This window comes from Cellulophaga algicola DSM 14237 (genome assembly GCF_000186265.1).
Taxonomy (GTDB): Bacteria; Bacteroidota; Bacteroidia; order Flavobacteriales; family Flavobacteriaceae; genus Cellulophaga; species Cellulophaga algicola.
In genome coordinates, this window is the sequence record NC_014934.1 from 2,729,964 (window position 1) to 2,745,676 (window position 15,713).

General features: G+C 33.6%; 14 protein-coding genes. 7 read left to right on the forward strand and 7 right to left on the reverse strand.

Translation table 11 applies throughout. The features are described from left to right. Nucleotides 1-27 precede the first annotated feature (27 nt). The 6 genes from CELAL_RS11880 (at nt 28) to CELAL_RS11905 (ending at nt 5,431) form a co-directional block, all read left to right on the forward strand. Nucleotides 28-2,046: a T9SS type B sorting domain-containing protein gene (locus CELAL_RS11880; RefSeq protein WP_013551154.1), complete on the forward strand. Its 2,019-nt coding sequence runs from the start codon at nt 28-30 to the stop codon at nt 2,044-2,046. A 1-nt stretch (nt 2,047) separates the two neighbouring features. Beyond that, the gene (locus CELAL_RS11885) at nt 2,048-3,001 is read left to right on the forward strand and encodes a PorP/SprF family type IX secretion system membrane protein (RefSeq protein WP_013551155.1); all 954 of its coding nucleotides are present in this window, start codon (nt 2,048-2,050) and stop codon (nt 2,999-3,001) included. 150 nt (nt 3,002-3,151) lie between these two features. Continuing rightward, nucleotides 3,152-3,685 (forward strand): isopentenyl-diphosphate Delta-isomerase, encoded by a 534-nt coding sequence (gene idi, locus CELAL_RS11890; protein WP_013551156.1) that lies wholly within the window; start codon nt 3,152-3,154, stop codon nt 3,683-3,685. After that, nucleotides 3,682-4,098: a 6-pyruvoyl trahydropterin synthase family protein gene (locus CELAL_RS11895; RefSeq protein ID WP_013551157.1), complete on the forward strand. Its 417-nt coding sequence runs from the start codon at nt 3,682-3,684 to the stop codon at nt 4,096-4,098. Before idi ends, CELAL_RS11895 begins: the two co-directional genes overlap by 4 nt. Nucleotides 4,099-4,133: 35 nt before the next feature. After that, on the forward strand, nt 4,134-5,096 hold the full coding sequence (locus CELAL_RS11900) for a type I phosphomannose isomerase catalytic subunit (RefSeq protein WP_041558124.1): 963 nt from the start codon (nt 4,134-4,136) through the stop codon (nt 5,094-5,096). A 65-nt stretch (nt 5,097-5,161) separates the two neighbouring features. Further along, nucleotides 5,162-5,431 (forward strand): hypothetical protein, encoded by a 270-nt coding sequence (locus CELAL_RS11905; protein ID WP_013551159.1) that lies wholly within the window; start codon nt 5,162-5,164, stop codon nt 5,429-5,431. A 72-nt stretch (nt 5,432-5,503) separates the two neighbouring features. Here the strand turns inward: CELAL_RS11905 and CELAL_RS11910 are convergent, their stop codons facing one another. From CELAL_RS11910 to CELAL_RS11930, 5 genes are all read right to left on the reverse strand, one after another. After that, nucleotides 5,504-6,211 (reverse strand): DUF4369 domain-containing protein, encoded by a 708-nt coding sequence (locus tag CELAL_RS11910; RefSeq protein WP_041557714.1) that lies wholly within the window; start codon nt 6,209-6,211, stop codon nt 5,504-5,506. Nucleotides 6,212-6,298: 87 nt separating this feature from the next. Continuing rightward, entirely contained in the window at nt 6,299-7,561 is a 1,263-nt protein-coding gene (locus CELAL_RS11915; protein ID WP_013551161.1) for a DUF819 family protein, read from the reverse strand. A gap of 25 nt (nt 7,562-7,586) precedes the next feature. After that, nucleotides 7,587-8,405, reverse strand: a complete 819-nt coding sequence (locus CELAL_RS11920; protein WP_013551162.1) for a Cof-type HAD-IIB family hydrolase — start codon at nt 8,403-8,405, stop codon at nt 7,587-7,589. Nucleotides 8,406-8,415: 10 nt separating this feature from the next. Further along, entirely contained in the window at nt 8,416-10,614 is a 2,199-nt protein-coding gene (locus CELAL_RS11925; RefSeq protein WP_013551163.1) for a DUF5916 domain-containing protein, read from the reverse strand. Nucleotides 10,615-11,017: 403 nt separating this feature from the next. Continuing rightward, a complete protein-coding gene (locus tag CELAL_RS11930) occupies nt 11,018-13,264 on the reverse strand; it encodes a transglycosylase domain-containing protein (protein ID WP_013551164.1) in 2,247 nt (748 codons plus the stop codon). Nucleotides 13,265-13,381: 117 nt separating this feature from the next. Here CELAL_RS11930 and CELAL_RS11935 point away from each other — a divergent pair, with 117 nt between their 5' ends. After that, nucleotides 13,382-14,158 carry a S1/P1 nuclease gene (locus CELAL_RS11935; protein ID WP_013551165.1) on the forward strand — a complete coding sequence of 259 codons (777 nt, stop codon included), beginning with the start codon at nt 13,382-13,384 and terminating at the stop codon, nt 14,156-14,158. Nucleotides 14,159-14,166: 8 nt separating this feature from the next. Here CELAL_RS11935 and CELAL_RS11940 read toward each other — a convergent pair whose 3' ends face one another. Next, nucleotides 14,167-14,766: an alpha-ketoglutarate-dependent dioxygenase AlkB family protein gene (locus CELAL_RS11940; RefSeq protein ID WP_013551166.1), complete on the reverse strand. Its 600-nt coding sequence runs from the start codon at nt 14,764-14,766 to the stop codon at nt 14,167-14,169. Next, nucleotides 14,766-15,638: an AraC family transcriptional regulator gene (locus CELAL_RS11945; protein ID WP_013551167.1), complete on the reverse strand. Its 873-nt coding sequence runs from the start codon at nt 15,636-15,638 to the stop codon at nt 14,766-14,768. Before CELAL_RS11945 ends, CELAL_RS11940 begins: the two co-directional genes overlap by 1 nt. Nucleotides 15,639-15,713: the final 75 nt, after the last annotated feature.

The following is a 15,713-nucleotide window of genomic DNA, read 5'->3' on the forward strand; positions in this document are numbered from 1 at the left end:
TTAAGCGAATAAACAGAAAATCATAGTTTGAAAGCAATCAACACATATAAATTTTTATTCGCAATACTAATAGGGCTTTTATGTTCGAATTGGGCAAGTGCTCAGTTCCTACTACAAGCGCCGAATAGTACAGACGAAAACAATTATAAATGGTATAATGCCTCAGATACAAGTACCGTATTGAGTACCGATTTTTTCTATGAAGTGAGTCAGCCTGGTGTTTTTTTTGCAACCTATGATGGTACTGCCTGTGGTAAGAATGCTACGAGTTATTTTATCCTAACAGATTGCGAATCGCCTAATAACGAGGTAACATTAGATATCACAGCAAATGTCCCAGTGGGTGCAAGTATAAGCTGGTCTCCGGCATTAACAGGAGATCAAATAGCACCTCAAATTACAGCGACTAAAGATGTCATTAAATATTTGGCAACATTAGTAAAAGCAGGTAATGCTAAAAATCTTCCGTCTTTTACGGTAGTTTGTATGAGTCAGGCTGCTAATTTAGTAGATGATGTCGCTACAGTAGACGAAGACGCAACAGTAGATATCTCTATTTTTGATAATGATACAGAATTGCCCGTAGCAGGAACATTAACAACATCAGATCCTATAAATGGTACTATTTCAATTGATGATAATGGTACCCCAAACAATCCTTCAGATGATATTGTAACTTATATTCCTGATCCAGATTTCAATGGCCAGGATACATTTACGTATACTATCTGTAATACTTTTGGCGATTGTAGTACCGCTACGGTTACCGTAGATGTATTGCCTATTGTAGATACTTTTGATGATGTGGTGACCACAGAGGAAAACATGCCAATAAGTATAGACAATTGGAGTGCAAACGATAATGATTTACCAACAGTAGGTACGCTTACCATAACGGTGCCAACCAATGGTGCTGTAGTTGTAGACGGTAATGGCACGCCTAATGATCCTTTTGATGATATAATTACCTATACACCAAATACTGATTTTTCAGGGACAGATTCTTTTGACTACACCGTTTGTGATACGTTAGGGAATTGTAGTACCGCTACCATTACTGTAATTACAACAGATCAAGTTGATTTAGATAGTGATGATGACGGAATTTTGGATGCATGGGAGGACTTGAATACCGACAATGATAATAATCCGGCCACTAACCCAACAGATTCTGATGGAGATGGTATTGCAGATTATTTAGATATTGATAGTGATGATGATGGTATACCAGATAATGTAGAAGCACAAACTACATCAGATTATATTGCTCCTAGCGGAGAAGATGCTAATAACAATGGCTTAGATGATGCCTATGAGCAAGAGGGTAACTTGGGAATAATTCCTGTAAATACAGATTTTGAAGATTTACCAGATTATTTAGATGATGATAGTGATAATGATAATGTGCCAGATTATATAGAAGCACACGATCATGATCACGATGGTATTCCTGATGTTGTATTTATCGGTTCAGATAAAGATAATGATGGTTTAGATGATGGTTTTGAAGGCAATACAACTATAGATATTGACGTTAATGATGAAGTAAACGATCCATGGGCAGATTTACCAAACACCGATGGTGACGATGAATCAGATTATAGAGATCCTGATGATGACGATGACGGTATTTTTACAGCAGATGAAGATGTAAATCTTGATGGTAATTATGCTAATGATGATACAGATGGTAATGGAATACCAAACTATTTAGATCCCGATTTAGTAGTTTCTGGAGGAGAAGAAGTAGAAGTATTCAATGTGGTAACTCCAAACGGAGATGGGGTACATGATTACCTTACAATTACAGGGTTAGAAAACTTCCCGAACAATACTATTAAAATTTATAATAGATGGGGTGTATTAGTGTTTGTAACTAAAGCGTATAACACACAAGGGAATGTTTTTACAGGAAGTTCTAATGGCCGTGTTACGGTACAGAAAGATAATATGTTGCCAGTAGGTACGTATTTCTACATCTTAGACTATGCAAATGCAACAAATGATATGAAATCAAAATCAGGATATATTTATATAAACAGATAGTATGAAAACCTTAAATCTTAACACTTCTTATTGCAAATGGATTTTTGGCGTACTATGTTTAGTAGGCTTATTAAATACCACTAGTGTAATTGCACAACAAGATGCGCAGTATACACAATATATGTATAACACCATAAGTGTAAATCCAGGGTATGCGGGTTCTAGAGGAAATTTGAGTGTAGGTTTATTACATAGATCACAATGGTTAGGCTTAGATGGTGCACCAACTACGCAAACATTTAATATGCATTCTCCTATAGGGTACAGGGGAGTAGGCTTAGGGCTATCTATTGTTAATGATAAAATTGGACCGACTTCAGAGACCAATTTTGATGTAGATTTTTCATATACAATTCCTGTTTCTGTAGCTGCAAAAATAAGTTTTGGACTAAAGGGAAGTGTAAATTTATTAGATATTAGATATTCAGAACTAAACCAATATGCTTCAGATCAATCTTTACAACAAGACATAAGTAATCGGTTGTCACCTAATGTAGGTGCTGGGGTATACTACCATACCGATAAGTTTTATGCAGGTTTGTCTGTGCCTCGTATTTTAGAAACTTCTCACTTTGATGAATCTTCATTGTCTACTGCTAAGGAGCAAATGAACTTCTATTTTATTACAGGATATGTTTGGGATTTGAATCCTAACCTTAAATTTAAACCCACATTATTAACAAAGTTAGTACGAGGTGCGCCTTTACAAGTAGATGCATCGGCTAACTTTATGCTTAGTGATAAGTTTATCTTAGGAGCTGCGTACCGTTGGAGTGCAGCAGTAAGTGGCATGGCAGGTTTTTATGTTTCAGAAGGGTTTTTAATAGGTATTGCTTATGATCGTGAAACTACAGATTTAGGAAATACAAGTTTTAATGATGGCTCTTTTGAAATTGTTTTGAGATATGACTTCATTAAAACAAAAGGGAATATGAAATCGCCTAGATTCTTCTAAAGTTGTCTTAACTATTTTACTAGACTTAAGCGGAAGTCTTTATTCGCTATCTTCTTATATTTTTTTTTCTTAAACTTTTTATATCCTATAAAGATGTTATTTTTGTACAAGTGGCGAAAGTCATGATTGCTAAGAATAAAAAAAAGAAAATTGAAAGAAGAACACGTAATCCTTGTAAATCAATCTGATGAACAAATAGGTACCATGCCTAAAATGGAAGCACATGAAAAAGCGGTTTTACATCGCGCCTTTTCAGTGTTTGTCATGAATAAAAAAGGGGAGACTATGTTGCAACAACGTGCAGCACATAAATACCATTCTCCATTATTATGGACCAATACATGCTGTAGTCATCAACGTGTTGGAGAAACAAATATCGAGGCAGGGAAAAGAAGGCTCCAAGAAGAAATGGGATTTGAAACTGATTTGAAAGAATTATTCTCATTTATCTACAAAGCACCTTTTGATAATGGTTTAACAGAACATGAACTTGATCATGTAATGGTAGGTTATTTTGATAATCCACCAGAAATTAATCCCGAAGAAGTAGCAGACTGGAAATGGATGTTGCCGGAAGATGTCAAGAATGATATTGCCGCAAATCCAGACCACTACACCGCTTGGTTTAAAATTATTTTCGAAAAATTCTATAGTTACATTACCCAACATAAATTTGAATCATGAAAGTAAAAGTAAGTAGAAAAGCACATTTTAACGCTGCTCATCGATTGTACAACCCTGATTGGAGTTTTGAAAAAAATGACACTATTTTTGGATTGTGTAATAACCCTAATTTTCATGGTCATAATTATGAATTAATTGTTAGTGTTACCGGTAAAATAGATCCTGAAACAGGCTTTGTAATCGATGTGAAAATTTTAAAAGATTTAATTAAAAGTGAGATTGAAGATGCTTTTGATCACAAAAATTTAAACGTAGAGGTTCCTGAATTTAAAAATTTAAACCCTACAGCAGAGAATATTGCCGTAGTTATCTATGATAAATTAAGACCACATATTACAAGTGATAAAGATTTAGAAGTAGTTTTGTATGAGACTCCTAGAAATTTTGTTACTTACAGAGGTGATAACGAATAAATAAAATAGAATAAGTTAATATTGAAATCATGACTATATACCCTTTAAAATTTAATCCTATATTAAAAGAACGCCTTTGGGGAGGAACCAAATTAGGTGATATTTTTGACAAGCCTATTGAAAATGATATTACTGGTGAAAGCTGGGAAATATCAACGGTTAAAGGAGATATATCTGTAGTTTCTAATGGAGAATTATCAGGAAAATCTCTTCAAGACTTAATAGATACCAATGCTGAGGAAGTTTTAGGGAAAAGTGTAGTGTCGCGTTTTGGAAAAGAATTTCCGATATTGATTAAGTTTATTGATGCTAAACAAGATTTATCTATTCAATTACACCCTAATGATGAGCTTGCTAAAAAGCGTCATAATTCTTTCGGAAAAACCGAAATGTGGTATATTATGGATGCTGATGAAGGGGCAGATTTAATCGTAGGTTTTAATAAAGATGTTACCAAAGAAGAATATCAAAAAAGCATAGAAAACGATAAACTTTTAGATTTATTAAATTACGAGAAAGTAAAAGAAGGCGATACCTTTTTTATCAATACCGGAAAAATTCATGCTATTGGAGCAGGAGTTGTTTTGGCAGAAATTCAACAAACATCAGATGTTACTTATCGAGTTTTTGATTTTAATAGAAAAGATAAAGACGGTAATTTACGCGAATTGCATACCGAAATGGCATTGGACGCAATGGATTATACTAAAAAGGATGATTTTAAAGTAGCGTATGATACCACTACAGATACCGTAAATGAGATGGTAGATTGCCCGTATTTTAAAACAAATTACATCAATCTTACAAAGAATTTAAAGCAAGATATTTCAAGCCGTGATTCTTTTACTATTTATATGTGTGTATCTGGTGAAGCGATCGTTGCGAATGAATTTGGAGAAGCTACCGTTAAAAAAGGGGAAACTGTTTTAGTTTCAGCTAATTCAAAATCAATAGAATTAAAATCTAAAAGAGCTACACTTTTAGAAGTTACGATATAAAAAATGCTTTAATGTGTTGATATACTTGTAAAAAGATTACTTTTGCAAAAAATAAAATTAGTAAAATGGCAAGTATACAAGATTTAAAGAAAGATATTAATTACGTTCTAGGAGATATTATAGAAGCAGTATATTTCTGGGAAGCTTCAAATGGTAAGAAAAGTTCTAAAGAAGGTTCTGCTCTTATTGATGATGCTATTAGTGTTTTTGATGAATTAATCGCTAAAGTAAATATGAAAAGTGTAGAAAACAGAAGTAAGCATTTAAATGGTGTTAAATCTGAATTAGAAGAAAAAGCTACAGTTCTAGTAGAAAAACTAAATAAATTAGGTTAAGACTTACTTAACTTCAATAAAAAAACCATCCAAGTAATTGGATGGTTTTTTGTTTTTATACAAGAATGAAAACTATTTATCTTTCTTTATCTCTTCAAGATATTTTTTAAGTTCTTTTCCGTATTTAGAAGCTGCAACCTCGGGAGTAAGCATTTTATGAATTGAATCTAAATACTTCACATTAGCATCTGCAACTTCTTTAATAGCAATGTAGGGAGCTATATAAGAATCTTTGTTATTTAGCGCAAAGTTTAGGGCATAAGCATAACTTCGGTAAATATTCTTATCAGACAATTTTACTAAAGAATCTAAAGCAATAGAATCTTTATTGACTTTAGGGTCAAAACGCATTTGTAAAATTTCTAAATTTTTCGCGTTATATCTTGACATTCCTTTCTTGTATTCTTCTAATTTTTCATTTGTTTTAGAGCCCGAAATTTTTACAGAAGTATCAAAAGTATCCCAAGCGGTATCTACGGTAATAATTCCTGGTTCTCCAAAAAATGTAATGCGATCATTAATATCGTTATGATCATTTTTTACAAGATATAAATAATAGATATCTGGATTTGCAATTGGTGTATTAAAACTGAAATCTCCATGTCCTTTAATTTCTAAAGAATCAAGGTTTACTAAAATAGTATCCTGTAATTGTTGTAGGTAAAGAGTTCCTTTTTTTAAACCTTTAATAGATCCGTTTATAGTCATTGAATTTTTAGAATCTCCTGAACAGGAAATTAAGAAAAGTCCAACTACGGACAGTAAGAAAATGTTCTTCATGGTATTAATTTTGGTGGGCAAATATCACTATTTTTTTATTTCAATTTGGTATAAATACACGTGTACATAAATTATTTATGCACAATATTACATTTTGGAAGCTAATTCCATAAGATATGCACAAAGTAGGGCGCCACCTGTGCCAACGACATAACCAAATACAGCCAGTAAAACACCAACAGAGGTTAAGGATGAGTGAAACTCAGCAGCTACTACGGGAGCAGATGCAGCGCCGCCTACATTAGCTTGGCTACCTACGGCTAAGAAAAAGTAGGGTGCTTTTATGAGTTTAGCGACTAAGATTAGTAATAAGGCATGTATGGTGATCCATATAAAACCAACAACAAGTAGCCCTGGGTTTTCTAATATTTTAGTAAGATCCATCTTCATACCAATAGTAGCTACTAGAATATAAATAAAGATACTTCCTATTTTACTGGCACCTGCACCTTCATAATTTTTCGCTTTTGTAAAAGATAATAGTATTCCAGAAGCAGTAGCTATAACTACCATCCAAAAGAAATTAGAGCCTAAGAAAGACAGGAAATTACTTGGGTCTGCAACAGCACTGCTATTTTTAGTAAGATACTCACTTATGTTGTCTCCAAAATAATGAGATACTCCAACAGCAGTAAATGCAAAACACAGCATCATCATATAATCATTTAACGTTGGTACACGCGTTATTTTTGCAGTAAAGGCACTTACCTTTACTTTCAAGGTTTCTATAGCAGACGTATCTGCTTTCAACCATTTATCAATAGCTTTTGTTTTTCCTACTCCAAATAAAATAACGGCCATCCATACATTAGCAACGACAATATCTACCAGTACCATTTTGCCATATTCATCTGGATTGTATTTAAAAATTTCTAACATGGCAGCTTGGTTTGCACCGCCACCAATCCAACTACCTGCGATAGTAGAAAGTCCTCTCCAAATAGCATCAAAATCATTACCACCAACGGTTTCAGGAGAAAAAATAGAAACAAGTAAAATCGCTATAGGTCCGCCAATAATAATTCCGACAGAACCTGTTAAAAACATAATTAAGGCTTTAGAGCCTAAATTAGAGATGGCTTTAAGGTCTATACTTAAAGTCATTAAAACAAGGGCTGCTGGCAAAAGATACCTGCTAGCCATAAAATAAAGTTGTGAGATATCGTCTGAAATAATATGACAACTAGCTAAGATTGCAGGTAATAAATAACACATTAATACCGCAGGGACTATATTATAAAATTTACTCCAGAAACCTGTTGTCAATGAAGAGGTATAAAATATAAATCCAAGGCAAAGTGCTAATAATCCAAAAACAACTGCATCATTCGTAATTAAAATTTCATTCATACATTAAAATATCAAGGGTAATTTTTTATAAATATAGGGAATCGCAAAGATGTTCTTTAATAAATTTAGCTACGCCGTGTGCTGTATTTTCTTCTGCAATATAATTAGAGATGTTCTTAACTTCATTTCTTGCATTACCTACAGCAACGCCACAACCTACATATTGAAGCATATCCATATCATTATAATTGTCTCCGAATGCTATGACATCGGCTAAATCTTCATCTGCTTTTAATAATGTTTTTATGGCAGAAAGTTTAGTCACACTTTTTGGAGCTATTTCAATTAACGTATCATTAGAACGGTAGGTGGCAATAGCATCACCATACCTGCTTTCTAGTTCAGGAAAAATAGCATCACAAGAATCTTTTGTACCCATAAGCATTACTTTATGAGCTCCATCAACTTTTCTAGAGCGCCAATCTTGAAATGTAGCTGGTGTTGGTCTAAATTCTGGTGTTGCTTTGGTGTACTTAATCTCTTTTTGGACACGCTCAGAAGTTTCCTCAACATACCACTCATCAGCATAATAAAGGCCTAATTTAATTGCATGTTTTTCTGTATGGCTATAAAGTTCTTTTAGAAGTCTAAGAGGAATAGTTACAGAATCTAAAATTGTATTTCCGTGTAGGATTAATGCGCCGTTATAACATACGATAGGTTGGTTTTCTATTCCTAAATCCTTTTGTAAATACGTCATAGATTTAGGCATTCTGGCCGAAACTAAATATATTTTTACAGCGTCTTTAATTCGTTTAATTTCTGATATGGTTACTTCAGAAACATCACTTTTTGTAGAAAGTAATGTTCCATCTAAATCGGAGCAAAGAATCTTATATTTCAAATTGTTTTTTTTAAATATTTAGCCAATATGTAAATTTTAAGTTTATTGACCTATTTCTTGGTTCAAAATTATTTACAATATAATTATCATTATACACAATGAATAAATCTGATAAGGGAGCAAAACGCCATTGTACCCGAGAATTAAAACCTAAATTATTCCGCTGATTACTATATTGTACTAAGGTAGACCAAAAGATTGATTTGCTAAATGTAAACTCAAAACTAGGACTTACTAACCAAAAATCTGCACTAGAGTAGGGAGCTGGGAGTGTTATTTTATCATAACTCACCAAAAATGAGATAGCCGCTTTTGGTTGTAAACGTAACGTCATTTCCGCGGCAGAAGAAGACCTTGTCCCATTAAAGAAATTACCATAAGATTGTTCTAAAGAATAGGAATATGCTTTCCTAGAATCAGAACTAAAATTAATTGCAGCTGTAGCGTACGTGTATTCAGAATTTGCAGGTAATGCAATAGCATCTTTAGTTCTGCTAGGATCAAACCCGTTAACGAGATACGTATAGTTGGTGTCTACACTGAAATTAAATTCGGTTTGGTTTACAAATTCGGCCCCCCAAGAAGCACGTACCGTGTAATCTGTTGTTTTAAAATCTAGCTCAGGATTTAAGGTAAAAATAGGAAACACTTCAAAGCTATGACTATTAATTTTACTTGCGGTAGGCCAAAATACGCGTTCAAATCCCGTTACGAACTTAAAAATATTTGTTCTTCTTATAAAACCGAGGTCAGACCTAAAGTCATCTCCAATATATACCCAATCGGAAAAAACATTAAATTTTCTACTATTGTAAGACATATAGGCACCTGTAGAAATATCCTTGCTATCGGAATCATGCTGAAAGGATTTATGTATATAAAACTTACCGTTCCAAGTATTGTCCGCAGAAGCTAGATTATAGTCTATTCCTAAAACTCTATTGTACCGATCTTCTGGAGCTACAAAATCATACGATTTAAACGCTTCTCGGTTAATAAAAAATAAGCCAATATTAGACCTAGAGAATACTTTGCGCTGTAGCGCAAACATGGAATTATTGTTAGAGGGAATTTCATTTTCCAAATCCTCGGCCGTTTGAAGATTTAGAAAACCCAAGCGCCAATCCTTACTAAGCTTACCACTTAAACGAAAACCACCAATAATTTTGTTTTCTATGGAGTTGTTATCCTTATCTCTTGCAATACCAATACGTCTAGAAAAAAACGGATTGGCATCTTGACTACCTCCAAAACTAGAAAAGAGATCGCTATTGTCTACGAAAAATTGCCGTTTTTCAGGTAAGGATACTTCAAAACGAGTAAGGTTCGTAAATACATTATCTACTTCTACATTAGAGAAATCGGGATTTAAAGTGATGTCTAAATTCATCCCATTACCAATAGCTACCTTAGCATCACCACCAAACTTAAGATTGGTTCTACTGGCATTGGTTTCAAAATTTTTCTGAGCAAGCGTATTTACATAAGGTATAATGGCAATTGGCGTTCTGTACTTTCCTAAGGGTTTTTCAAAAGTCATTTCTCCCATAAATGCCAAACTATAGATAGATTGGTTTTGTGGAATTTTGGCCCAAGTACTTGTTTCATTATTTTGGGTATCAAACCTATAGCTATTAAAGCGCCATTTGGTTTCTCCTTCTTTAAATTTAAAAGAGGTTAACGGTATGGCAAGCTCAGCAGTATAATAGTTCTCAAAGCTTCTAGCTTCTCCTTTCCATTTAACATCCCATGAAGTATTGAAGCCACCATCACTGCCACCGCCATTAGAAATTAAGGCTTCGCGAATAACCCCAAACGGATTTATACCAAATAGAAAGGCATTGGTACCATCATTAAAGGTGTCAAATAGTAAGCTTATATTGTCATTCCCGCCAGCGCTAAAATCTCTTTTTAAAGATGGAGTTACGTAGTTACTTCCTGTAGTTTCTAAGCGAATACCCACATATAAATGAGTGCCATCATAAAACATTCTGATGTCGGTATCTTTCTGAGCAAGTATGGTATCTGATGGAAAATATTGTTGAAATTTTGTGGCACTTTCTGCTTTCTCCCAAACACGCTCATCTAAAATACCATCTATCTGCGGAATTTCTGGAATGTATTTAATGTTAATCTGTTTGTCCTCATTTTGGGCTAAAACAGATAAGGTTATTAGGAAAAAGAGGCAATATAAAGAGAACTTGAACATTAGGGTTGGTTTCGTTGGTTCTCAAATTTAAGCGTTTATTTTGTTATAAAACATTAAAGAAGTGCCCTATAGTTGTAAATAAACCCTTTTCTACTACTTATTGTGAAATAAATTGAAGTACCGCTGCTATCATTTTTGTTGAAATAGGATATTTAGGGTCAAAGTAACCCTCTAGACCTGTGACCTCAGTGTCTTCTTCTTTCATGATATGATTCATGTTAGGGATAATCATCAAAGATGCATTGGCTTGTGCGGCTTTTAAGTTTTGAGCGTTAGTAATATCAACTTGAATATCTTTATCTCCATTAAGGATGAGTATTGGAATATGTAGTTTTTTTATACACTAAAAAGGTGTATTTAATAACAAGAGGATATTATTATTATTATTAAAATTCAAGTCTAATTAATTAGACTTGAATTTTTTAGTCTTTTTCTTCTCAGGATTTTTAAATAAACGCTTTAAGAATCCATCTTTTTTTATAGGGTCACAGCTGAGGTTTTCTAGGACTTTATCAGATGGGGTTTCAAATTGAGCTTTAGTAATCGCATTAAATTCTTTATCCTTGTTTAGTTTTTGCATTAATAAGGCAAACATAGGAAGGGCAGCATTTGCACCTTGCCCTAAACTAGTACTTTTAAAACCTAATTCATGATTATCTAATCCTACCCAAGTAATGTGCACGAGCTTTGGAGTTACACCAACAAACCAGGCATCTTTATTATTTTGTGTAGTTCCGGTTTTTCCCGCAATAGCATTCGGTAGATTATAAGTGTCTCTCAATCTAGAAGCAGTACCAGAATTGATAGTTTCTTTCATCATCTCTATCATGGTTTGCCTTGTTTCTGAAGAAAAAGCTTCTACTTCTGCAACTTTAGGTTTAAATGTTTCTAAAATAGAATCTTTACTATTGCTGATTGTTTGAATTAAATAAGGGGTTACCGGTTTGCTGTTATTTACAAAAGAGGCATACGCTCCTGCGAGTTCTGTAATTTTTATTTCTCCAGTTCCTAAGGCTAAAGAAGGTTCACTAGGTAGTTTTTCTAAAATGCCCATTTTATTTGCCTGCCGTATAACTTTTAATACACCAACTTCTTCTAAAACTTTTACGGCTACCGTATTTACGCTATTACTCAATGCTTGCTCCATAGAATAATTTAAGTAGGCTTCATCTTTATTACCAGAATTACTAGGAGACCATCCTTTTAAATTTTCATAAGCTACCTCTTGTGCGGAAAAATAAGTACAGGGTGCTAGACCATTTTCTAAGGCGGCAGTATATACTATAGGCTTAAAAGTAGACCCTACTTGGCGCTTACTCTGTGAAATATGATCGTATTTAAAGTATTTAAAATTAACGCCGCCAATCCAAGTTTTTACAGCTCCAGATGTTGGGTCTATTCCTAGTGATCCGGTGTTTAAATATTTAAGATAATGCTGTAAACTATCTAATGTACTAGCTTCAACAGTTTTTTCGCTTTCCCAATCTGCGAGCATCATTTTTCTTTTAATACTTAGTGAATCTAAAATCTGACCTTCAGAAAGTCCATTTTTCTTTAGTCTCTTATAGGCACTGGTTCTCTTTAAGAGCTTGTCTAATAATTTTTTATTCGTTAGCCATGGTGCATTTTTTCCATAACTTTTTTCAAAATCTTTTTGTAAAACTGTCAAATGAGCAACCATAGCTTCTTCCGCTAGTTGTTGCATTTTATAATCTAAAGTAGTATAAATTTTTAAGCCAGAGGTGTAAATATTATACTCCTGACCATTCTCTTTTTGTGTAGCACTCCAAGCTAACAATTGCTTGCGGACTTCCTCTCTGAAATATGGAGCTAGTCCATCATTATAATTAAATTCTTTATAATCTAATTTTAGGGGTAATGCGGTTAAGCTGTCTTTTTGTTTTTCTGATAGGTAGTTATTTTTTTGCATGGCTTGTAATACCAAGTTTCTTCTTTTTAAACTATTCTCAGGGAAAACTCTAGGATTATACCCATAAGTAGCTTTTAACATGCCTACCAAAACAGCTGCTTCTTCTGTATTTAAATTCTTTGCCTTTTTATTAAAAAATTTTAAGGAAGCACTTTCTACACCAAACGTATTATCACCAAAACTTACCGTATTTAAATAATGATATAAGAGTTCTTCCTTACTATAGAGGTCTTCTAGCCGAGAAGCAATAAACATCTCTTTAATTTTATCTACGGCAATATTAGTTTTTTTTCGTTCTTCTCTAGGGTATAGGTTTTTCGCTAACTGTTGAGTAATCGTACTTCCGCCACCAGAACTTTGGTCTTGCATCAGAATAGATTTAAACGCCACGCGCATTAAACTTGGGTAATCAACTCCGGAATGGGTATAAAAACGTTCATCTTCAATGGCAATTAAAGCGTCTAAAAGGTTTTCAGGAAATTCTTCAAAGGCAATGGGTTGTCTGTCAAATAAATAATATTTACCAATTAGTGTGCTATCTGCGGCATATACTTCGCTTGCTTTTTGATATTCTAAATTGCTTAACTCTTTTTTACTTGGTAAACTACCCCATAGGCCTATTTGAATACTTCCTATAAATAGGATAAAAAATAGAAATACGCTTAGTATCGCAATAAGTAAGTACCTTAGAATTGGAGATTTAATTTTTTTGAAAATCACGCGGGTAATTTTTTTAGTTAAAATAGTTAAAACTATATACGACTTAATGATACATTAAGGTTGTAATGTTTATTTTTGAGTGTATAAAAGTGTAAAGATTGCGCAAATTTTAAATTGATGAAGAAAATTACCATTTTATTATTAACCCTATCCATTCAATTTGTTTTCTCTACAGAAGGGGAGTGGTCAAAAACGGGGCATAGAACAACAGGTGAAGTTGCACAACGTCACTTAAACAAAAAAGCAAAAAAAGCAATTGCTAAATTATTAGATGGACAAAGTTTGGCTTTGGTTTCTACTTTTGCAGATGATATAAAATCCGATAAAAAGTACAGAGAGTTTAGCGCTTGGCATTATGTAAACTATCCTGCAGATAAAAAATATACAGAGGTAGAGCCTAGCCCATACGGAGATATTGTTTCGGGAATTCAAAAATGTGTCGCTATCGTAAAAGACAAAAATAGTACGCAAGAAGATAAAGTATTCTACCTTAAATTTCTAGTGCATTTATTAGGAGATTTACACCAGCCTATGCATGTGGGAAAGCAAGAAGATAAAGGGGGTAATGATATTCAAGTTCAGTGGTTTGGAAAAGGATCTAATTTACACCGACTTTGGGACAGTAATATGATTGATGACTACGGAATGAGTTTTACTGAAATTGCAGATAACTTGCCAGAGCTAACAAAAGATGAGGTGAAGGGAATTCAAGAAGGTGATGTTTTTACATGGGTCGAAGAATCTAAAGGTTTAGCAACAGAATTATACGGTTCTGTTGAAGTAGGTGAAAAACTAGGCTACGCCTATAGTTATAAGTATTGGGGACTTGTAGAAACGCAATTGCAAAAAGGTGGGTTGCGTTTAGCAAAGGTCTTAAATGAGCTTTTTAAATAGACTCAGCTTTAATAAACAACCCTAAAAGTTAGGTTAATTCTCTCTTGAATAGGCTTAGCTGTTTTAGGTATTTGATGCAACCAGTGCTGCTGTGTTGTTCCTTTCATAAGTAAGAGGCTACCATGTTCCAACAAAAGTTTATGTTTTAAATTTTTGTTGGTTCTGTGTTTTAAGTGAAAATAGCGCTCTTCACCAAGGGTAATGGAAGCTATTATAGGGTTTTTTCCTAATTCTTTTTCATTATCTGCATGCCAACCATTACTGTCTTTACCATCTCTATATAAGTTTAACAAACATGTAGTAAAATTTGTTTGCGCAACTTTTTCTACTTCCTCTTTAATTTGTAAAAGCTCCTTAGAGAAAGGATGCGGATGCATGGTAATATTGGAGTAGGAATACGGTAAATCATTAGTAGCATACAATGCCGTTAATCTTGGTTGTGCATATTTCTTGCCAAATACAGTAATATCATCTTGTTGCCAAGGTGTTTCTTCTTTGAGAATTTTAAAATATTCAGTAGCAGAAAGGGCATCAAAAAAATTAGGATAGTATATAAGGTCACTATCTGGTAGCTTTAAGGGAAGCGCTTCAGAAAAAAGATTGGCCATTATTGTATGATTGACTTTAGTTGGTTTCTATACTCAGAAGGATTTTGCCCTGTAAACTGTTTGAAAGATTTGTTGAAATGTGAGAAATTATTAAATCCGCTTTGGAAAGCAACATCTGCAATACTCATAGGTTTCTCTGCTAAAAGTTTTGAAGCATGTACTAAACGGTATTCATTTACAAACTGTACAAAGGTCTTTTTTGTAATCTTCTTAAAATACCTACAGAAAGAAGGAACCGTCATACTCGTTAAATCTGCAATTTTTTCTAAGGTAATCTCTTCTTTAAAATTTTCTTTCACAAAATTGAACACCATATTAATACGGTCATTATCTTTCATAGAAGATTCCATAGAGAACCCTTCTGCGTTCAATAATTTAAATTCTTCAGAGTTCCCTAATTCATTTAATATATTAAGGATAGAAAGTAGCTTTTGAAAATCTGTTTGATATTCTAAAATTTCTATTTTCTCGCCAATTTTCTTTTTTGTCTTTCCGTAAAAAGCTATTCCGCCTTTACACGCTTCAAAAATGGTTTGAATTTTTTTCATCTCAGGAATATTGAAAAAATCAAAACCAAGAAAGTCTTGTTTCATCTGTACAACAGTCTCTGCCTTGTTGCCTGTTGCTCCATCTGTAAAGCCACAATGAGGAAGATTAGATCCTATTAATATAAGGTCGCCATCATTATAATACGATACATGGCTACCAATTTGTCGTTTTCCAGAACCACCATTAATATAGACTAGTTCTAATTCTGGGTGGTAATGCCATACCGTATTCATATTAGGATTGTCCTCATCAAATTTTTGATACGTAAAAGAATGTCCAAAATCTGGAGCAATGACTTCAAATGTAGGTTTTTGTAGTAACATGCTTTTTTTGTTTTTAAAAGATTAGATATAGGCTTCATTTTGCTTCTATGGTGCAAAGTTACCTATAATGTATGT